We start from the raw sequence: 19,883 nt of genomic DNA on the forward strand, positions 1-19,883 counted from the left end.
TTTTTACTTTAATTTCAACACTTCTTTTGCTAACTCCATGTAGTCCTTTGCCCCGTTGCTGTTCTTGTTGTATTCAAAGATGTTCAGACCCTTTATCGGAGCTTCGGCCAATGCCACATTGTCCCGGATGACGGTCTTGAACACTTTGTCGCAGAACGATTCGCTGATGAGTTCCGCTACACTCTTGTTGAGCGTCTTGCGCTTGTCAAACTGTGTGATGACAATTCCGCCGATGTTCAGATTCGGGTTCAAACGGGTTTTGACAATCTCGATCACATTTGTAATCTTCGCCATTCCGCGCATGGCGAGGAACTGTGCTTGTACCGGAATAATCAGAAAGTCCGCCGATGTGAGGGCGTTCAGCGTCAGCAAACCCAGCGAGGGCGGACAGTCAATCAGGATATAGTCGAATTTCCGGCTCTCAAGCAATTTTGCAATCAGGCCTTTCAGTATCAGTTCCCGTCCCGGCTCGTTGATAAGCTCGGATTCCGCCGCTGACAAATCAAGGCAGGACGGAACAACGGAAAGACCATTTCCCAGCTCGAATGCCGGTAAGGGATATTCGCCTTTCATCGCTCCGTACACCGTCTGTTCCTCTTCGATGGAGAGACCGCAGGATTCCGTGAGGTTCGCCTGACCGTCCATGTCGATGAGCAACACTCGCTTTTTTTCTGCTGCAATGCGGCAGCAAGATTGATGGTAGTAGTCGTTTTTCCGACACCACCCTTGTGGTTCAAAACTGCGATTATTTTTGTCATAATTTCATATCTTTATATCTGATACAAAGATACTACTATTTTTAGTATTTACTACGATTAGTGCATACTATTTTACTACTTATTTATATTTTAGTATTGTAGTATCTACTACTATACTAAAATACTGATTGACTAAATGTAGTTGCATTCTATCATTTCCGATGTGATATTTCCTAATATCCTACTTTACTAACCTTAGTATATACTACATTTAGTATCGGTTGTATAACAGTAAAGTAGCCTCTTGGAGCATATAAACGGATATTGCCGCTGTCAGATCGGGGAACACAAGAAAAATCCCTCTGCCGGGTTCTCACAACCAAACAGAGGGAAAAGGCTAAGATATGAGTATGGTTTAAGCGGCTTTGGTTGTAGGTTCGTATTCGGTAGCCGGTGTTTCGGGTGGGGTTAGAGAGCGTTCCGCATCCTTGAGACTTTCGTCAATCTTCCGCTGCAGCTCCTTGCACTCCAGTTTGAGTTTTACCAATTCATCGGCTTTGCTCCACTGGCGGTCAACGATGTCCTGCAATATGGGGATTTCGCTTTCAATCCGCTCCACCGCCTTTTGTTGCTTCTCAATAAGTGAGGGCAATTTGTTTAGTGTAGCCTGCGGATATTGAGCAGATTCCACGAAGCCAAGCGGTAACGCACCTGTCAGTCCACAACGGTATTTAAGCCCGCTTGTCCCCTCGACAAAGAACGTGTTGCGGTCAAATACCCCTGTTATACTGTACTCGCTGCGTACCAACAGGTTCAGTCCTGCAAACGTACCAATCGTGCCATACGCTCCGCTACGGTAGGTTTTAGCGATGCGGTGTAATTCCCGGCCTGTTTCCTCGGTTGTGGCTTGTGGCAGGTTGAGAAGCTGCGTTACCTTTGTGCCCTCGTAAGAGTTGAAGTATTCCCAATCATTGATGAAACCGGCCTTTGTACGCCGTGCCTTTTCAACCTCTTCACGATTGGAAGCTATTTTGCGCTCGGCACGGACGCGTTCTTTCTTGAAAATGGCCTGTTCCTTTTCCAACTGCATAATCTTGTTGTCAAGTTTTGCCTTGTTCAGCAAATCTGTATTGCCGGAAAGGACAGCCACGAACTCGGCGAAGTTCATGCCGTTGTCCTCGTCCATGCCGCCCTCGTCGATACGGCGCACGGCTATTGTGCCGTTATTGATTTGGTTGATGAACATCTGCTTGTTTTTCAGCAAATTGAATTTGTAGGCGTCAAGTGTCTTTTCCGTGCCGTATATCACCACATCCACCACATTGCCGCCCCACAGCTTCACGGTGTTGCCCTTGCGTACCGCCCTGCCGTTGCGCTGCTCCATGTCGGCCGGTCGCCAGGGAATCTCCAAATGATGCACCGCTACCGCCCGCTGTTGGGCGTTTACCCCTGTGCCTAACATGGTGGTACTGCCGAAAAGCACACGCACCTTGCCGTTGTTCATGTCCTCGAACAGGCGTTTTCTTGCCCTTTCGGTGGTGGCGCACTGGATAAACTGCACTTCATCGGCCGGAATGCCGAGGTTCACCAACTTCTTTTTAATGTCAGTATATACGTTCCACTCATTCGGCTTGTATGTGCCGAGGTCGCTGAACACGAACTGCGTACCCCGGTTGGCGTTCGATTTCACATAATAGTCATAGATTGTTCTTGCGCAGATTGAAGCCTTGTTGTCGGCATCGTCGCTGAACTTGTCGCCCAACAAACGCATATCGAGAGCCATTTTCCGTGCCACGTTGGTAGCGACCAACATTTTAGCCTTATCGAGATTGTCGGGTTCGGGCGTATCAAGTCCCAAATCCTCCCACTGTCCGCTGTGTGCAAAGGAAACCAGACGGCCTATCATTTCCTCCTGCTGGATAGTGGGCGCATGAGAAAGAAAGCGCACGTTTTTATCCGGTACATCGAGGTTTATCATGTCGGCGGTGCGGTAGTCGGTAATCTCACGCAGGAACATTGCCAGTTCCGGCACTTTGATGTAGGTGCGGAAACGCTCTTTACGCTTGATTGCACCTGTCACGTTCAGTTCATAGTCGGCTGTCTTCTGCGTAAATATCGCCGCCCACGCATCGAAGCAAGAAATCTGTTGACGTTGCAATTCTCTTGGTCTAAGATACTTGAACATCACATATAGCTCGGTGAGTGCGTTAACTACTACCGTGCCCGAAAGGAATGTTGCGCCGAGGTCACGTCCTGTCCGGTGCTGAATGTCACGGATGGCAAACAGCAGGTTCATCGCCCTTTGCGAGCCTTTGGTATTGCCTATACCGGCAACCCTCGTGTGGCGTGTCTGAAACATTAAGTTCTTGAAAATGTGGCATTCATCGACAAATATGTGGTCTATGCCCATCGAGTGAAAATCGACTGTATCGTCTTTCCGGTCGTTGATTTTCATTCGCAACTCCTTAAGTTTGGCCGTGAGGTTCTGTTTGCGCTTCTCCAGACCGTCCTGCATCTTTCCGCTGCGGTAGCGCATGGTGGATTGTTCCAATACTTCCAAATTGCGCTCCACATCGGCCAGTTCTTCCGTGAATATATCTATCATGGTCTGTTCCGACTGCGGTATTTTGGCGAACTGGTCGTGCGTCAGAATGATACAGTCCCAGTTGTTGTTCTTGATTTTCGAGAATACCTCTTTGCGGTTGGCAGGGGTGAAATCCTCCTTGCCCGGATAAAGCACCTTTGCCGAGGGGTAAGCCTTGCGGAACGTGTCGGCAATCTCGTGAACATTGGCTTTCAAGCCGATAATGAGTGGTTTCTGCACTAATCCGAGGCGTTTCATTTCGTAAGCTGAAACGCACATTATCATCGTCTTGCCTGTGCCTACCTCGTGCCAACAGATACCGCCGCCGTTCTGCTTAATCATACAGATAGCGTCTTTCTGTGAGGGATAGAGGCTGTCGTATGGGAAATTCTCGAAAGAGAGCTGCGGAAAGGTCTGTGCCGAGCCGTCATAATGCGGACGGACATAGCAGTTAAACCGCTCGTTGTACACCCTTACCAATTCGTCCCTTACCTCTATCGGTTGACAGTCGAGCCACTGGTTGAAACGGTTTCTTATCTCCTGTATCTTGGTGGCCGCTTCCTGTATGGCTTCCTCGTCCGGCACTCGTACCGTTTCGCCGTTCCGCTCTATCTCTTTGGTTATTTCGGGAACGGTGTCCTGCAATGCGTGTACAAACAAGTCCTCTCCGTTGTAATTCTTTACGGAATAGGTGTTATAGACTATAGGGGAATATCCTTGCAGACGTACCAGATAGGTGTCGTTCACGTCAAAATACATCACATCGGTTTCCGTTCCGAAAAGCTCTGTGGCAAAATCGGCGTACAGCTTCGTGTCAATCCAACGCTCGCCCATGTTGATGTCGAGTTCCTCGTAAGGTATCGCTTCGGGCATGGCTTCCTCCAATGCCTTTACAGCGGTTTCCGCCCAGTCCTTTTCCTTGCCTGTGAGGTCGGGAAGATAAGAGCCTGTTTCCTTGCTTTTGGCAATGACGTTTCTGGCTATGAACTTGCCTTTGTGTTCCCATTCTCCGGTGGCTGGGTTGTAGAATATCTCGCCTTTGAGGTCGTCGATAACTTCGTCCTCGTCTTTGCCTGTGGTCTGTGTCAGATAGCCCATATCCACACAGCCGTAAAAGTTCAGACTGCTTGCCAACGCTTCGGCCGGTGTGAGTTGCACGGTCGTGTCTATCTTTTTGAACGCTACAGGCTCACGCATGATGTCGGCTTTGAATATGTTGCCCTTGACCTGCATTTCTATTGTAAAGACTTCCACGCCAAGGCTGTCAAGCATGATAAATTCCTTGTTGTCGTTCTCGTGGAAAAAGCCCCATTTGGCGACAAAAGCATCATAGCAAGCGTTCAGTCGTTCACGCAGTTGCGGCTGTTCCATCTGTTTCTCCTGCTCTTTGATTGCAAGTTCAAAGTATGCCTTGCGGATAGCGAAATAGTCGTTTGCCCTGTCGGTGTTCACCTTGCCCTCGTCCACCGGGACAAAATCGGTGGCCGTCTCTTGGTAGAGGTCGGATTTGCGGTATTGGATAACGCCCACCTGCCCCTCGAACAGTACCATTGCGCCCTCTTTCATCCACGCTTCCGGCTCGTCCGTATAGGCTCGTCTGCCTTTTGGTGGTTGCTTAACGGCCACACTACCGAAAAGGGACATTTGCGTGTGTATGCCGTCCTGTCCCTCACTTGTGAAAAGGCTTTTGCGGAAATAGCGGCCAAAGTCGAGTTTGAGCAATGCGGCGAGGTACTGCGACATGGCGTTTTCATCACCCTGCCACTGGTATTTGCGTACATACTTGCCGTACTGGTTCATCGCAATGCGGCTGCCTGTTGCAAGGGTGGTTTTCGACAATGTGAAAAGTTTGTTGGCGTATTCGGTCATTGTGCCTGTCGTATCTGCCTTTTCCCTGCCGACCTGCAAAAAGAGCTGTTCCCTTTGTGAAAGTGATGCCTTGTGTGTATGTTTTTGAAATACAAGTAAGTCACTGCCTACCTCGATACCGCTTGTTTGCATGAAAAGCATGTCGGGCAGACGAATGGCACTTATCAAATCAGCATGGCTCACAAGGTAATCACGCACGAATTTGTTGCTTGGTGTGTCGGCCACGCCCCTTGATGTGACGAAAGCCAACAGACCGCCCTCGTTCAAAAGTTCCATAGCCTTGACGAAAAAGTAATTGTGTATGGTCTTGGTAGCCTGCTCGTATATGCCGCCTTTCTTCCAGAGTTCCGCATCGAACACACGGAAGTTACCGAAAGGTATGTTGGAGGCTATGACATCGAATTTCGTATGTTTAAAACCCTGTTCGTCTATCGTTTCAAACCCGGCTGTCCGTGTAATCGTGTTGTCATTCAGCAGGGAGAGTATCAGACCCGAAACCGGGTCTTTTTCAATAGCATAGCCGCAGGTGTCGGACATGGCTACCGGGAGGAAACCGCCAATGCCTGCACTCGGTTCGAGGAATAAGCGCATTTGCAGTCCGTTATCCTTGAATGTAGTGTGTATTTGTTTTGTTACCGCTTGAACAAGGAATTTCGGGGTGTAGAACGCTGTCAGGACGGAGGCTTTGATACCCTCCATGACGTTGTGGCGCATGGGTTCTGTGAAATGTGGGTAGGTGTCGATAAGCTCCTGCAATCTTTGTATCGGTTCTACCATGTCGCCACTTACAGGCTTTTCCGTGCCGATGTTCAATACTTCTTTGATACCGCCAAACCCCGAATATAGGGATAAAATCTCTTTTTCCTCTGTTGTGGCTTGTCTGCCTTGAATGTGGATTTGTAACGCTGTCTTTATCGCTTCCACGTTTGCCACCAATGATTTCAATTTGTTGTAACTCATATTTAACCTTTCTTTTTATTTCCCTTTGTTCGGTCTGTTTGCGACCGCCGGGAAGATTTTTCTGCTTTCAGAAGGTGGTGAGGGACAATCGGACAAGGCTGATCCGAAAAAATACGCTCGACAGACGGAGAGGAAGATTTTTACGTGTCACTCGCAGCGGCACGCCGGCCTTGGCAAGATTGGAGCGGCCGGTTACCTTTGCGGAAAATTCTATCCCGTAGGTCGCACGGCAGCGGACTTGGGTTTAATGGGAATCCGTTAGAAAAAGGAAAGATTATGGGTAAAAGAATAAGGCGGCCAGCCGGGACGGACTTTTCGACGGACTGTCTTGGGACTACAGAGGGCAGGATTTATCCCGCCCCCCTGTAATGCCAAGTCTGTCCGTGTCCGTCCTTTTGCAAAAGGGGCTTCACGCACTTTATGTAAGGTGTTACACAAAATGCGTGAGGCTGCTTGAAGCAAACTGGCCGCAGGATGTAAGGCTATAAGAGGGAGAACAGGAGTTCTATAAAAGGTCGTTGGCGGACGGGAACATCAGACCGTACCGAGACTTTGCCCGATACGGTCTGTCCTTACCCTGCATATAACTCAGTCTATGTCATAGCCTATCATGTATTCATCGTTGATAAGCAGATAATAGTAGCCGTTACCGCAATTCCGGTATTCTTTGCTGAATCCAGCCGCCATATCGCCGTTTTCGCGCGGCTCACACCATAACGTACCGTCATAGCCACAAAAGTCGAAACGTCCGGTGGAAAACTTTTCGCCTTGCTTCAGTGCCGTTCTGAAACGAGCCATATCCCAACTGCCGCAATACTTCTCGATGGTGGCAAGTCCGATACACTTGCCGTCGATGCGTGTGCCGGTCGTGATGCGGTTCTCGTAAAGGGATTTATCCAAATCGGCATTAGCGATTTTGCGAAGCCAGTCGTTTGTATGCGTGGCAAGCCGGGCAAGTTTCTGGTATTTCAAGACCAGTTTCTTTTCTATGTCCGCTGCATCTTCGGGAGAGGATGACGGATAGTATATCTTCTCAATGCTTGCCCAATCTGTGAAGATGTACCCGCTTTTTCGTTTTTTGGGCGCAATAATGCCGATAACATTTTCATTGCGGTTGATGAATAATCGCCTGCGTTGGCCTGCAATCCTTACATATAAAGAGGCGGGATTCTGCTCGTTTCGGAGATAGGCTTCTGCCGGATGGATAGTTGTTGTTTCCATATCTATATGAATTTTGATTTTTGCTGTTCCTATTTGGGTTTACCTGTTCAAAGTTCCGGGATTGTGCCGTTCTTATATAGAACACCGTCCCGATAATGGGACACGATGCCCGGCTTAAGTCCCATTTCCTCAAAGGCTATATGCCTGATATAGTCCTTGTATTCTTTGCCAATGAAATTCTTTCCACAAAGGTTGTTGAAAATCATAGGGACGGAAAAAACGTCTTCGCTCGACAATATCACTTTGCCGTCTTGTCTAATTTCTTCTACCATACTTGTTTACTTTTAATTGGTTGAACTTTTCTGCTGATTTTTTCTTTTTCCCTGCTTTCGTTTGCCGTGCAGGTTTGTTTTCAGCTTTTTGAGGCAGCCAGAGGATGAAGCTGTGGCATCATAAGCCAAACCCGGATAGAAAACCGACCGTGCAACAGTCTGTTTTCGTCATCCGAATGCAATGCGGCTTGGCGATTATGCGCTTCGTCCTACATTCGCCGACGAAAAGAGTAAAGAATGACCTGCCGATAAACGAGATGTGACAACAATAAAACAGGAAAATACGATTTGGTAAATTGTCATTGTACAATATTGAACAACCACTAAATATCGGCACAATTTTAATTTAGTGCCGATATTTAGTAGATGATGACAAAAGGTTATTTACATATAGATTGTTTTAAATAAATACAAATTTTCGGCACTATTTCTGAATAGTGCCGAAAATTTGCTATATTTGCAGGCAAAAACAGGATATAATATGAGTAATAAAACAACGACATCCATACTTGAATACGCTGAAGTACACCGTGATTTCAGCATGGATGACTTGTTTGCCTATCTTCACGAAAAGGTTGGTATAAGCAAGTCTTCCTTGTCATGGTATCTGTTCAAGCTCGTGAATGAAAATGCACTGGTCAGAACCGGACGCGGAATGTATGCTAAAGTCATGAAACAGCCCTTTGTTCCTAAACTCATAGGTGAAGTAAGAGAAATTTACGATTCGTTGCTGGTCAATTTCCCATTTGCGAAGTTCTGCGTCTATCAGGGGGATATTATCGCACCCTTGCAGCATCACCTTTCTTCCAACCGTGTTGTCTATGTGGAAACAGACAGGGATTCGGCAGAAACGGTTTTCAACTTTTTGAAAGACGGGAACCGTGACGTCTATCTGCGACCGGACAAAGATATGATTTACCGATATGTAGATATGGACAGCCGTGTCTTTTTTGTGAAAAATTTGGTCTCGGAAGCTCCTTTGCAGAAAGTATCAGATGTACCGATGCCTACACTGGAAAAGCTGTTGGTGGATATATTGAGGGATGCGGATTTCTTCTACCTACAAGGTAGTGAAAGCGAGCATATCTTTGAAAATGCCTTTAACCTGTACGCTGTCAATCGAAATCGGCTATTCAGGTATGCCGGCAGACGTAAGGCAAAAGAAGAAATATTGTCCATATTAGAAAATCTGAACATAAAATGATAAAGAAGGAGTGTTTTACGGCAGAATGGATCGAACAGGTTTCATCCGAATTGCACTATAATGATAAAAATCTGATAGAGAAAGTAATCCGTGCCCTGTCCCTGCTTGAAATGCTGGTTAAAGCCGGGTGTCCACTGGTTTTTAAGGGAGGAACGGCACTTATGCTCATACTTGGGAAATCTGCTCATCGTCTGTCAATCGACATTGATGTTATCTGTCCCCCTGGAACCAACATTGAAGACTATCTGAAATCATTTGCCGATTTCGGCTTCATCAATCTGGAACTTGTGGAACGCAAGCAACGGGATGATGCGGATATTCCCAAGAGCCATTCCAAGTTTTTCTATCAGATTGCCTACCGAAATGACACCGATGCACAATCCTATATCCTGCTGGATGTACTCTACGAGGACATTCATTATTTCCGTACCCAACAAATAGCTATCGACTGCCCGTTCATACGGTTGGAAGGAAAACCATTGATGGTAACAGTCCCGTCCGCAGAAGATATTTTGGGCGATAAACTGACGGCTTTCGCTCCCAACACAACTGGAATACCTTATTACAAGAATGGAAGGTCCTGTTCGATGGAGATAGCCAAACAGCTTTATGATGTGGGGCGGCTGTTTGAAAATGTTTCAGACTTGCAGATTACCAAAGAAGCGTTCCGTAAGATTGCGGTGGTCGAACTTTCATACCGGTCTTTCGGAACGGACATAGGGCAAGTTTTCAATGACATCCGCCAAACGGCACTTTGTATCTCCACACGGGGAAAAGCCGGAGAAGGAGACTTCGACCTGATACAAGACGGAATCATCCGTGTCAAATCATTCATGTACAATCAGCGTTATCTGATAGACCATGCCATTATTGATGCAGCAAGGGCGGCTTATTTAGCCACGTTAATTGAAAAGGGAATCAATGAAATAGAATCTTATTCCAACAACCCTGCCGATATAAAGGATATGGTCATCCGACCTTCGCTGCCCAACAAACTGAATAAGCTGAGAAGCAACCTACCGGAAGCCTACTATTATTGGGCAAAAACGAGTGAGTTATTGGAAGCATGAAGTTTTACGAACATCGAATGGAAAAGATAAAAGCCGTATTCAACTGGAGCGGGGGAAAAGACTCCGCGCATGCCCTTTGGCGAGCTCGTCAATCGGAGCTATACGACATCGTTGCCCTGCTCACCACAATCAATCGTGACTCGCAACGCTCCACCATGCACGGTATCCCACTCCCCTTGCTTCAGGCACAAGCAGACAGTATCGGTATTCCCCTGCATATCGTGAATCTCACACCCCAGGGGAACCTTGAAAATTACGCAGAGGCCATGACTTGCGCAGCCCTACATTTCAAGGAGCAAGGAGTAACCCATTTTATTTTCGGGGATATTTACTTGCACGATGTCCGTGCCTACCGGGAGCGACAACTCGCTCCACTCGGAATAGAGGTTGTGGAGCCGTTATGGGGAGTAGTCTCCTCGGAAATCGTCATGCAGCAATACCTCGCTTCCGGACTGAAGACGGTCATCGTGACCACGCAAGCCGATGGCTTGGGAATGGATGCCATCGGTCGCGAGGTAGATGCCGACTTTATTGCCTCTCTCCCCAAGGAAATGGACCCCAACGGAGAAAACGGAGAATACCACACGTTCTGCTACGACGGACCGATATTCTCTTCACCCGTACTTTTCCGACTGGGAACTCCCTTTAGCCAAAGTTATGACATCCGGCTTGAGGATGGCACGATTCAAACCTATACTTATTGTTTTGCCCATCTTTCCGCCGAACCATAACACGGATTACATTTGCAATCATAAATCAACAATATGGAAAACAAAGGATATATACATGTCTATACTGGCAACGGGAAAGGAAAGACAACGGCCGCATTTGGGCTTGCCATTCGAGTTTTGTGTGCCGGAGGAAGCGTCTTCATCGGACAATTCGTAAAGAACATGAAATATAATGAAACCAAGATCGAACATCTGTTTAACAACGTCCGCATCCAGCAATTCGGTCGGGGGTGCTTTATTGAAAAGAAGCCGGCACAAGAAGATATTGACGCAGCTTATGCGGGATTGGAAAGCTGCAAACAAATTCTCGCTTCGGGAGAGTATAATCTGGTCGTGCTCGATGAACTAACCATTGCCCTGTATTACGAGTTGCTTTCTATTGAGGAGGTATTGACGGCGATTTCTCGACGACATTCCGGGACAGAGTTGGTAATCACGGGACGGTACGCTCCGGCAGAATTGATCGACATAGCCGACTTGGTCACGGAGATGCGAGAAGTCAAACATTATTACACGGAAGGCGTCCTCTCCCGCAACGGGATAGACCGTTAGAGTCCGATCTCCCTACTCGGTCTTGGTTTCACAATCATTCAAATAAAAAATTACGATAAGTTCCAAAATGAAAAGTCCCCTGTTTTAATCGAAAACCACATCACCTAATGACACTCTTTTCGATTAGCGTTTGGCGACATAAACACTCTTACAACAGTCTGCTCAAAGCTGAAATGCACTCCTGCTGTGTAGTCCTGATGTAATCGAAAACGACCGACGGATCGACACTCTTGCCATTTAGCTTGCAGGTTATGTGCAGGTGTTCGCCTGTACTTCGTCCAGTCGAGCCGGTTATACCGACGGCATCACGGGGACGGACTACCGTACCCTTGGCGGCCAGCACCCGTGAAAGGTGGCAATAGCTGACGGTGTAATTTCCGTGCCGCAGGGTCACATACTTGCCGGAAGTCTTGTCCTGTCCCACTTTGATGACCACCCCCTCCATCATGGCCAATACCTGCTCGCCCCGTGCGTGCAGGTCGATACCGCCGTGAAACTTCCTCTTCCCGGTAAACGGGTCTTTCCGGTAGCCGTATGGCGATGTAATTCTGATGCGCTGCAATGGATAAGACACGCTGAGATAACGGTCAATCCACAACTTCTTACTTTCATCGGCAGGTTTTGTCGAAGTCTCCTGTGCAGGAGCCATGCTTTCGGGTGTCGGCTCCTGCTTTTTCATACCCTCCTGCAAGGCTTCTACCTTGTATCTTTCTGGTGTCTTGGCAATCGTGTTGAACTGCGCCTGAACGGGCATCGTGCAGAATGAAATACCCGATATTGCTATCAGTAAAATTTTTCTCATTCGGCAAAGTTATAACGGGAGTTTTCATGTCGGAAACAAACAGCCGTCATTTCTTGTATTGGTTTGATATTTTGCGTCTATTAGTACGATTTTGATTAGATAATTGTACTAATGAAGATAAAAACAGCATATTACAACCGTTTATATAGCTGTATTTTTGTTCGTCACAATAAGATGTCTCTATCTTTGTATAGTACAATTTTATAATATAAATATAGTATGAAAAAAGTTCAGATTGAATTTGATGAATTACCCTTCCCGGCACTGGAACGATTCGGTCTCACACGGGAGATGATCGAGGATTTGCCGATGCGTGTGTTGGACGACATCTGCAATGGTCGGCATTCTCCCGTGCTTCCCGTGCGTGTTACGGACGAGCATGGCGGGCAAATAGAGAGCCGTAGCCGCTTTGCCTTTATCCGCATGGACAACGGTCAGGTGGATGTGGTCTTCTATCCGGCACTGAAATCCTCTCCGTTGGAACGGTATGACGAAGCGCAGCAGAAACAGTTGCTCGACGGCAAGGCGATTGTCGCCGACGTGGAAATGGCGGACGGCCGGAGCAGCAAGGCTTTCGTGCAGATTGACACCGAGACGAAACAGGTGATGTATGTCCCCACGCCCATCATCGCACGCAACCTGAAAGTGCTGGCCGAGGTCATGCGCCTCGGTGCGGTGGAGGTAAACGGGATGCAGCACGGCGAGCCGCTGACGGTCGTCGTGGACGGCGAGTCTGCTACAGTGGGCATAGACCTTCATGCCAAGACCGGCATCCGCTTCTGTTCGGGCGACGCGCAGCAATGGCGCAACCAGCCCAAGCGCGAGTGGGACAAATACACCTTCGGGTGCTACGGTTGCTGGATCATGGACGATGACGGCAACCTTGACTACGTTTCGGAAGAGGACTACACCGAGGAGTTGTGGAACGAACAGAAGAAGAGCGGCGAACGCAACCGTGCGGCAGCCCTCCACAAGTAAAAACAATCAATCCGTAGATTATGGCACAAAACGAATATTATCCCGAAGAGGTACTTGTCGGGAAGATGCAGAGCGGCGAATACGGCTGGCTCGATTACGTCAATCATTTCTCCGCCGACTGGCAGGAGGAATACGCCCGTTACTGCGAGGAAAAGGGGCTTGCTGTCGGCAACGAATCCGCTGCCGAGTTTGTCCGCTTCAAGGACGAACAGCTGGAGGCAGCAATGGAACGCGGCGACGCATAACGAAAACAATCCGACTATGGCGATACGAACGAATACCAATCCCCGGCAGATGGACTTGCAGCCCGAAATGCGCAATATGCTGATGCGTAACGGCCTGCAAGCCCATGTTGCGCTTGATGGTTCAGGGTATCGGCTGATTGTGCAGGGGCATAATTCTCCGCTGCTGGTCTATCCGATAAGCGAACGTCAGATGTTGGCACTCACGGACTGGGGAACCAATACGGCCAACAAGAAAGCCTACAACGTGCTCACGAGCATCGTGGGCAAAGACTTCTATATGCCCAAGAACTTCGTCCATGCCCGCAATGCCAACGGGCGTGTGGCTATGGGGCTGCACGGCTACCGCATCGGCATCGGCGAGTACGGTCGCATGGGACGGATGGGAATGCCCCCGCCGTTCCTCGGCTGGACGCCACGCAACCAGTGGGGCTTGCACCTGCGCAGGGTCGGCGGCCAACTGTTCTTTCCGGGGCCGTCCATCGTACCCGAACGTCCCGACGGGCGCATGGAAGCCCGGCGAGTTGCAATCGGGCGGTTACGGATTCTATTACAAGGGGCATCAACAGGCGCAACCCGTACAGCAACGGGACGTTCTGCAGGACTTGCAGGCGGTCATCACGCCGATGGTCAGCCGTCCGCGCAGCGGGGAACCGGCACGGTCGTACAAGGAGCTTATAGCCTCTCCGGTCTATTTTTCCAACGAGAAATTGGCGGAGTGCCTTGCCTCGCACGGTCTTGTCGTGGATGCGGAAAGGCGGACGCTGACTGTGCAGTCGGAAAGCGTCCAAGCCGATATGGTCTATGACCTGACGGAAAAGGAAGTGAGGACACTGGTTGCCGCACCCATCGAGGAACAACCCGTAGAAAAACGTCTGGAACTGCTGAACGGCATTATCGGGGCTGACTTTTCCGACAAAGTGACGATGGAGGCTCTCAACAGCGATCAACGCATCGCTATCGGCCTGCATCCCGAAGTACAGCAGGATTTGGAACAACGCCAACGGCAGGAGCAGGAGGCTTTCATGCCGGTGGAAACCTCGCTGCAACAGCAAGAGGAATCCATACAGGGCTATGTCGGTGCGGCAGTGGACGGGCGTGACCTCCAGTTTCTGAATGAAAACAAGGGATGGTATCGGGAAGAGAAGCACGGGCGGGAAGTTGAAGTGAGCCAGATAGCCGTTCAACCGGCACAAACCGAGGGGAAATACAGGATGACCGCTGTTATCGACGGTCAGGCTATCAGCCATGAGATAACCCAACGGGATTACGACAAGTTCCTTGCTGTGGATGATTATCACCGGATGAAGCTCTTTTCCAAGATTTTCAGCGAAGTGGACATGAAAACACGCCCGGAAGCACAACGGGGGCTCGGTACGAAAATCTTTGCCGCCCTCACCGCAGGTACGGTAGTCGCGGCGGGTGTCGCGCACGGCATCCACCATCACTGCCATGCCCCGGAGTTCTACGGCGAGTGTTTCGGCGGTCCGCCACGCCCGTACATCAAGCTGGGGGTCGATACACCGAGGGATATGGCCATCCGTTGTTTCGAGGCAGAGATGAACCGTGAAATCAATGATATGAGAATGGGGAGGTAAACCATGAGAGAGGGCGAACTGACTTATGACGATTTTCTGCGCAGGCTGAACATTCAGGACGTGCTTATCGACGCGGGCTATCACCTGAACCGGCGCGACGGCCTGCGCTATCCCTCGTATGTCCGGTTGGACAGCGAGGGGCGGCGCATCCGCAACGACAAGTTCATTGTCACGCAGCAAGGGAAATGCTGTTTCAAACCGCAACAGCAGAAGTCGTATAACATCATTTCCTTTATCAAGGAGCATCCGCATTTTTTTGCGGAATACCGTACAGGCGTGTCTCCCGACCGACTGGTAAACCTTGTCTGTAACCGGTTGCTGAACCATCCCGTCGCTGACCGGGACATCCGGATTATCCAGCCTAAACGGGATGTGAAGCCGTTTGACATGGCGGATTACGACATTCACCAGTTCAATCCGCAGGATCGGGCGACACAAAAGAAGTTCTATCCGTTCTTCAAGCATCGGGGCATCGACCTTTACACGCAGTATGCCTTTCATCGGAACTTCTGTCTGGCGACGAAGCATCGTGAGGACGGCATGAAATACACCAACCTCGCCTTTCCGCTGACCGTTCCGAAAGATACGGGACAGGTTGTCGGTCTGGAAGAGCGAGGCCGCCCTCGCATGGATGGCAGCGGCAGTTATAAAGGGAAGGCGGAAGGGAGCAATTCGAGCCAAGGGTTATGGATTGCCAGCCCAGCCAAAACTACGCTTACCGAAGCCAAGCATATCTACTGGTTCGAGAGTGCATACGACGCGATGGCCTATTACCAGCTTCCATCAGGCCAACGACAAGGATTTGCGGAAAGCGGTCTTCATATCTACCGGCGGTAACCCGACGGTGGAACAGATGCGGGGTGTCCTCACGCTCTCGCTTCCTGCCAAGCAACACATCTGTTTCGATACCGACCTTGCGGGAATCGAGTTTGCCAAGAACCTGCAACAGGAGATGTACCGGGTTGTCCGTTCCACCATCGAGGAGACACCGGAGCGGAAGCCTTATCTGGATTCCGTTACTGACGGCAAGAACCTCGATGAAGGTGACATAGACCTGTTGCCCGACGCTTTGCGGTCGAGCTACGGGAAATATGAATCCGCATGGGAAGAAGCCATGTCGATGCGTTCGAGCGGCCTGTGCCATCCGGACGACATACGGGAACAGACGGATATCATGAACGGAAATTACAAGGAGTTCCGTGAAGGATTGCGGGAGTTCCTCGGTCTGGACAAGGCGAATGACGCCTCTTTTGTCCGTGAACAGCCTACCTATCCCAACAAGGACTGGAACGAACAGCTTTTGGCCGAGCAGAAACAGGAAGAGACGGTCGATGAGACACAGGCGAGAGAACAGTCACCGGAAGAGGAACAACAAACACACTTTCGCCGATGATGACCGATGCACCCACAGGACATTTCCAAAGTATCGTGCTGCAACCGCACGCCGGACAGTTCGTTATCGACGAGCTGCCCGCAATCGTATTGTGCTGTGCAGCATGGGTGTATGGTGGCATGGAGGGACTGCCTCTGACAGCTCTTGCCGTATCGGTTGCCGCATTGCTTGCTTTGGTATTGCTGTACCGTTTCATCTATCTGCGCCGGACACGCTACCACATCGGTAGCGAGCAGCTTATCAGCAGGCATGGGGTGCTGTCCCGGAAGACGGACTACATGGAACAATACCGTATCGTGGACTTTGTGGAACACCAAAACCTCATGCAGCAGCTTTGCGGATTGAAGACGGTACGCATATTCTCGATGGACAGGAATACGCCCCGGCTTGATTTGGTAGGTATCAGACACAACTTCGATGTGGTAACGCTTATCCGGGAACGGGTCGAGTATAACAAACGAAAAAAGGGAATATATGAAATCACGAATCATTAGCCTGGTCATTTTTGCCGTCTGCATGATGCCACACTGGGCGAAAGCACAAATCACGGCATCCAATCCGTTGGAATGGATGGCGTTGGCCGAGGGCAACGAGGTCATCAATGACCAGATAGAGAAACAGATAAACGGTCAGACGAAGACAGCGATGCTGCAGAACAGCATCGCCGCCGAGTTCAACCGCATTCACAAATGGGAGAAGCAATATAACAGCTATCTCAAGACGGCAAGCGGCTACGCTTCGTCGCTGAAAGCCTGCACCCACCTCTACAACGACGGCGTGAGAATCTTTCTCACGTTAGGGAAACTGGGCAACGCCATCAGGAACAACCCGCAGGGCATCATTGCCTCCATAAGCATGAACAACCTCTATATCGAGACGGCAACGGAACTGGTATCGGTCTTCACACTCCTGAATGACGCAGTGGCCAAGGGCGGCAAAGAGAATATGCTCACGGGAGCGGAACGCAGCAAGACCCTGTGGGCGTTGAACGACAAACTTTCGGCTTTCAGCCGGAAGCTACACCTGCTCTACCTGAGCATACGATACTATACCCTCAATGACATGTGGAACAATGTGACGGCCGGGATGCTCGACCGCAACAATGGGGAGGCGGCACGGATGGCCATGACCCGTTGGCGCAGGGCTGCCGTCCTCGCACGATAAAAACGGAACTGACAATGAAACGGACGATTTGGATAGGCATCTTATTGTTGTGCATCGGCATCGGCAAGGCACGGGCGCAAAACGACCCTGTACTGGCCGGAATGATCCTGCTCTATACCGACAAGGCGGAAAAGGAGCTGAAGAAACAGGAGAAAGTCATGCTGATGCAGACCACCGGACACCTGTGGACGAAAGAGGAAGTGAAAGCCACGACCGACCTGCAACGGGAGTTCAACAGCTATCTGGACTCTTTCCGGTCGATAGTCTGCTACGCGGCGCAGATATACGGTTTCTATCACGAAATATCGAAGCTGACGGATAACATGGGTGACTTTACCAGACAGGTGAGCCGGAACAGCTCCCATGCGTTGGCCGTCGCCCTCTCCACGCAACGAAACCGGATTTACCGGGAACTGATCATGAACAGCGTGGAGATTGTGAACGACATCCGCATGGCGTGCCTTTCGGACAACAAGATGACGGAGAAAGAGCGCATGGAAATCGTATTCGGCATCCGTCCGAAGCTCAAGATGATGAACAAGAAACTGCAACGGCTGACCAAGGCGGTGAAGTACACGACAATGGGCGACATCTGGCGTGAAATCGACGAGGGAGCACGTCCGGTGGCCGGCAAACGGGACATAGTGGAAGCTGCCAAGCGACGCTGGCGGCAGATTGGAAGAAATGTAAGACCTTAAAAAACAGACAATGTATGGGCGTTTGGAGTACACTATTGAAATATGGCGGCAAGGCCGCAAAAGGTGTCGGTACGGCAACGGCGGCTACCGGCAAAAGTATGGGTAAGGCAGTGCTGCACCCTTCGCAGACCTTGCGTGGTGCAGGACAGGCAGTCAAGACAGCGACTATCGGCGGTGCGGTCGGTTATGTGGGCTGGGAGAAGCTGACCACCGACAAAAGCGTGGTGCGTATCGTGAGCGATGCCGTTGTGGGCGAATCCGTCACGGATACCATTGCAGGCACGGCGGACGGCGTGCGTGAACTAACGGGCAAGGCCGGAGAAGCCGTCAGTTCGGTCAGCGGTGCGGTAACCGGCATCGACAACAAACTGAACGGCGTGTCGAACTTTTTGCGACAGGCCTCCGGTGGCGGAGGTCTTGATATGTTCGGCAACTTTTTCCGCAACCTTGGCAGCGGCAACGTGTCAGGGTTGAGCATCGCCGGACTGGTTGCGGCGGCGTTCCTCATATTCGGACGCTTCGGCTGGCTGGGCAAGATTGCCGGCGCATTTCTCGGCATGATGCTCATCGGCAACAATGCGGGTGTCTTCCGCACGCCGGAGACAGAAAACGTGCAACGTACCCGTACACCTGACTTTTCGGCAGGGGAACAGGCACATGGCGGAGGAATGAGAAGATAGAATACGAATCAAAATGGAAACAGCATGAAATATACAGAAGAAATGATCCTGCAATCCGATAGCGGTTATTGTATGCCTTTCGAGGAACAGCAGGGCAAAGACGTGGAGCTGTCGCTCGGCTACGGCGAACAGACCGACCCGGTGACGGGCGAGAAATTCTTTCATCACGGCATTGACTTCAACGTGCGGTGCTATATGCTTTCCGCCCTTGCCAGCGGCATTGTGTCGGGCGTGGGCAACGATTCCGGACACGGCATCTGCCAGACCATCCGCTACGGGGAATATGAGGTGACATACGGAAACCTGTCCAATGTCTTCGCCCAATTCGGACAGCGTGTAAAGGCCGGACAGACGGTAGCTTTGAGCGGTGACAAACTGCACATGACCGTCCGCTTCAAGGGCGAGGAACTGAATCCGTTGGAATTCTTGACAATGCTGTACGGGAATATCCAGGCAATGCGTCAGGCCGGCGGACACGAAACCGACTATCCCTCCGGTGTAGAGATGGAACTGGGAACCGATTATGACCGGGATAAGAGAGAGATAGAGGAACTGATGCTGCGCTTCCTGCCGCACTATATGGAGGATTTGCGGCATGGAGCATACACCTTGCCCCGAAATACGGAGCAGTCGCTACGCCACATCTTCACGGTGGGTGCGATGAAGGAGTATTTCTACGAGAATATGCCGAGCATGGCCAATCCGCTCGGACTGGGACATAAGGCCATGCCGCTGGCCTGCAAGGTGCAGAACCTCCTGATTGCGGATTTCCTGCATTACCTCGCCCTGCGGCATGATGTGTACCTCTCCACTGCGGGCAGTGACATAAAAAAAACTCCATGACGAAGCCCTGACCTATGGCGGCATCATAGACCCGTTGGCGGAACTGGACATCGACATACAGAGTTTCGACATACCGAGGCTTGTCACGGTCTATCCCGACCGGGCGGGTGTGCGCTGGTGGACGAAGGCATGGTTCAACAACAGGGAAGAGGGCGAGACATCCGTCGAAATCGAACGGGAGCAGGCGATACGGTTCATGCAGGACAACATCGAAAAGGACGCATGGCTGGAAGAGTTCTTTCCCCGGCAGATGGAGGTTTACCACAACGCCATCGAGCAGACGAAAGAACAGTTATTGAAACAGATAAATATATAATACACAAT

General features: G+C 50.2%; 15 protein-coding genes and 4 pseudogenes. 14 read left to right on the forward strand and 5 right to left on the reverse strand.

What is annotated here, in order from left to right:
- Positions 1 to 3 precede the first annotated feature (3 nt).
- From NXX38_RS05270 to NXX38_RS05285, 4 genes and pseudogenes are all read right to left on the reverse strand, one after another.
- Positions 4 to 758: pseudogene (locus tag NXX38_RS05270) on the reverse strand (ParA family protein).
- Positions 759 to 1,113: 355 nt separating this feature from the next.
- Positions 1,114 to 6,111, reverse strand: coding sequence for a helicase-related protein (locus NXX38_RS05275; RefSeq protein WP_008782487.1), 4,998 nt, complete (start codon positions 6,109 to 6,111; stop codon positions 1,114 to 1,116).
- Between the two features lie 588 nt (positions 6,112 to 6,699).
- A complete protein-coding gene (locus NXX38_RS05280; protein ID WP_008669713.1) occupies positions 6,700 to 7,332 on the reverse strand; it encodes a hypothetical protein in 633 nt (210 codons plus the stop codon).
- A gap of 47 nt (positions 7,333 to 7,379) precedes the next feature.
- Positions 7,380 to 7,604, reverse strand: coding sequence for a hypothetical protein (locus NXX38_RS05285; protein WP_008782486.1), 225 nt, complete (start codon positions 7,602 to 7,604; stop codon positions 7,380 to 7,382).
- 481 nt (positions 7,605 to 8,085) lie between these two features.
- Here NXX38_RS05285 and NXX38_RS05290 point away from each other — a divergent pair, with 481 nt between their 5' ends.
- The 4 genes from NXX38_RS05290 to cobO are packed head-to-tail and all read left to right on the forward strand — an operon-like array spanning position 8,086 to position 11,161.
- Positions 8,086 to 8,808, forward strand: coding sequence for a DUF6577 family protein (locus NXX38_RS05290; protein ID WP_008669710.1), 723 nt, complete (start codon positions 8,086 to 8,088; stop codon positions 8,806 to 8,808).
- On the forward strand, positions 8,805 to 9,878 hold the full coding sequence (locus NXX38_RS05295; protein ID WP_008782484.1) for a nucleotidyl transferase AbiEii/AbiGii toxin family protein: 1,074 nt from the start codon (positions 8,805 to 8,807) through the stop codon (positions 9,876 to 9,878). The genes NXX38_RS05290 and NXX38_RS05295 overlap by 4 nt, the downstream gene beginning before the upstream one ends.
- A 17-nt stretch (positions 9,879 to 9,895) precedes the next feature.
- On the forward strand, positions 9,896 to 10,609 hold the full coding sequence (locus NXX38_RS05300; RefSeq protein ID WP_008782483.1) for an ATPase: 714 nt from the start codon (positions 9,896 to 9,898) through the stop codon (positions 10,607 to 10,609).
- Positions 10,610 to 10,642: 33 nt separating this feature from the next.
- On the forward strand, positions 10,643 to 11,161 hold the full coding sequence (cobO, locus tag NXX38_RS05305; RefSeq protein WP_004301307.1) for a cob(I)yrinic acid a,c-diamide adenosyltransferase: 519 nt from the start codon (positions 10,643 to 10,645) through the stop codon (positions 11,159 to 11,161).
- Between the two features lie 148 nt (positions 11,162 to 11,309).
- On the opposite strand, the gene NXX38_RS05310 is transcribed toward cobO, so the two are convergent.
- Positions 11,310 to 11,963, reverse strand: a complete 654-nt coding sequence (locus tag NXX38_RS05310; protein WP_008669703.1) for a M23 family metallopeptidase — start codon at positions 11,961 to 11,963, stop codon at positions 11,310 to 11,312.
- 219 nt (positions 11,964 to 12,182) lie between these two features.
- Between NXX38_RS05310 and NXX38_RS05315 the strand changes: the two genes are divergently transcribed.
- The 10 genes and pseudogenes from NXX38_RS05315 (at position 12,183) to NXX38_RS05360 (ending at position 19,875) form a co-directional block, all read left to right on the forward strand.
- Entirely contained in the window at positions 12,183 to 12,941 is a 759-nt protein-coding gene (locus NXX38_RS05315) for a DUF4099 domain-containing protein (protein WP_258978743.1), read from the forward strand.
- Between the two features lie 20 nt (positions 12,942 to 12,961).
- Positions 12,962 to 13,186, forward strand: coding sequence for a hypothetical protein (locus tag NXX38_RS05320; RefSeq protein WP_004301303.1), 225 nt, complete (start codon positions 12,962 to 12,964; stop codon positions 13,184 to 13,186).
- A 16-nt stretch (positions 13,187 to 13,202) separates the two neighbouring features.
- Positions 13,203 to 14,781: pseudogene (locus tag NXX38_RS05325) on the forward strand (hypothetical protein).
- Between the two features lie 3 nt (positions 14,782 to 14,784).
- Positions 14,785 to 16,174: pseudogene (locus NXX38_RS05330) on the forward strand (toprim domain-containing protein).
- Entirely contained in the window at positions 16,171 to 16,668 is a 498-nt protein-coding gene (locus tag NXX38_RS05335; protein WP_004301300.1) for a PH domain-containing protein, read from the forward strand. Before NXX38_RS05330 ends, NXX38_RS05335 begins: the two are co-directional and overlap by 4 nt.
- Positions 16,649 to 17,338, forward strand: coding sequence for a hypothetical protein (locus NXX38_RS05340; protein ID WP_004301299.1), 690 nt, complete (start codon positions 16,649 to 16,651; stop codon positions 17,336 to 17,338). The genes NXX38_RS05335 and NXX38_RS05340 overlap by 20 nt, the downstream gene beginning before the upstream one ends.
- Before the next feature lie 14 nt (positions 17,339 to 17,352).
- Positions 17,353 to 18,036: a hypothetical protein gene (locus tag NXX38_RS05345; protein ID WP_004301298.1), complete on the forward strand. Its 684-nt coding sequence runs from the start codon at positions 17,353 to 17,355 to the stop codon at positions 18,034 to 18,036.
- Positions 18,037 to 18,050: 14 nt separating this feature from the next.
- Positions 18,051 to 18,716: a hypothetical protein gene (locus tag NXX38_RS05350; RefSeq protein ID WP_008759633.1), complete on the forward strand. Its 666-nt coding sequence runs from the start codon at positions 18,051 to 18,053 to the stop codon at positions 18,714 to 18,716.
- 24 nt (positions 18,717 to 18,740) lie between these two features.
- Positions 18,741 to 19,570, forward strand: a pseudogene (locus NXX38_RS05355) (M23 family metallopeptidase).
- A 23-nt stretch (positions 19,571 to 19,593) separates the two neighbouring features.
- Positions 19,594 to 19,875, forward strand: coding sequence for a hypothetical protein (locus tag NXX38_RS05360; RefSeq protein WP_004301295.1), 282 nt, complete (start codon positions 19,594 to 19,596; stop codon positions 19,873 to 19,875).
- Positions 19,876 to 19,883 lie beyond the last annotated feature (8 nt).

It is taken from the genome of Bacteroides sp. BFG-637, from assembly GCF_024793605.1.
Taxonomy (GTDB): Bacteria; Bacteroidota; Bacteroidia; order Bacteroidales; family Bacteroidaceae; genus Bacteroides; species Bacteroides vicugnae.

What these genes read in the sequence shown, in the direction of transcription:
- NXX38_RS05290 (WP_008669710.1), top strand. Translation starts at nt 8,086, where the DNA reads ATGAGTAATAAAACAACGACATCCATACTTGAATACGCTGAAGTACAC.
- NXX38_RS05295 (WP_008782484.1), top strand. Translation starts at nt 8,805, where the DNA reads ATGATAAAGAAGGAGTGTTTTACGGCAGAATGGATCGAACAGGTTTCA.
- NXX38_RS05275 (WP_008782487.1), bottom strand. Translation starts at nt 6,111, where the DNA reads ATGAGTTACAACAAATTGAAATCATTGGTGGCAAACGTGGAAGCGATA.
- NXX38_RS05285 (WP_008782486.1), bottom strand. Translation starts at nt 7,604, where the DNA reads ATGGTAGAAGAAATTAGACAAGACGGCAAAGTGATATTGTCGAGCGAA.
- NXX38_RS05280 (WP_008669713.1), bottom strand. Translation starts at nt 7,332, where the DNA reads ATGGAAACAACAACTATCCATCCGGCAGAAGCCTATCTCCGAAACGAG.
- NXX38_RS05340 (WP_004301299.1), top strand. Translation starts at nt 16,649, where the DNA reads ATGAAATCACGAATCATTAGCCTGGTCATTTTTGCCGTCTGCATGATG.
- NXX38_RS05320 (WP_004301303.1), top strand. Translation starts at nt 12,962, where the DNA reads ATGGCACAAAACGAATATTATCCCGAAGAGGTACTTGTCGGGAAGATG.
- NXX38_RS05335 (WP_004301300.1), top strand. Translation starts at nt 16,171, where the DNA reads ATGATGACCGATGCACCCACAGGACATTTCCAAAGTATCGTGCTGCAA.
- NXX38_RS05310 (WP_008669703.1), bottom strand. Translation starts at nt 11,963, where the DNA reads ATGAGAAAAATTTTACTGATAGCAATATCGGGTATTTCATTCTGCACG.
- NXX38_RS05315 (WP_258978743.1), top strand. Translation starts at nt 12,183, where the DNA reads ATGAAAAAAGTTCAGATTGAATTTGATGAATTACCCTTCCCGGCACTG.
- NXX38_RS05300 (WP_008782483.1), top strand. Translation starts at nt 9,896, where the DNA reads ATGGAAAAGATAAAAGCCGTATTCAACTGGAGCGGGGGAAAAGACTCC.
- NXX38_RS05345 (WP_004301298.1), top strand. Translation starts at nt 17,353, where the DNA reads ATGAAACGGACGATTTGGATAGGCATCTTATTGTTGTGCATCGGCATC.
- cobO (WP_004301307.1), top strand. Translation starts at nt 10,643, where the DNA reads ATGGAAAACAAAGGATATATACATGTCTATACTGGCAACGGGAAAGGA.
- NXX38_RS05350 (WP_008759633.1), top strand. Translation starts at nt 18,051, where the DNA reads ATGGGCGTTTGGAGTACACTATTGAAATATGGCGGCAAGGCCGCAAAA.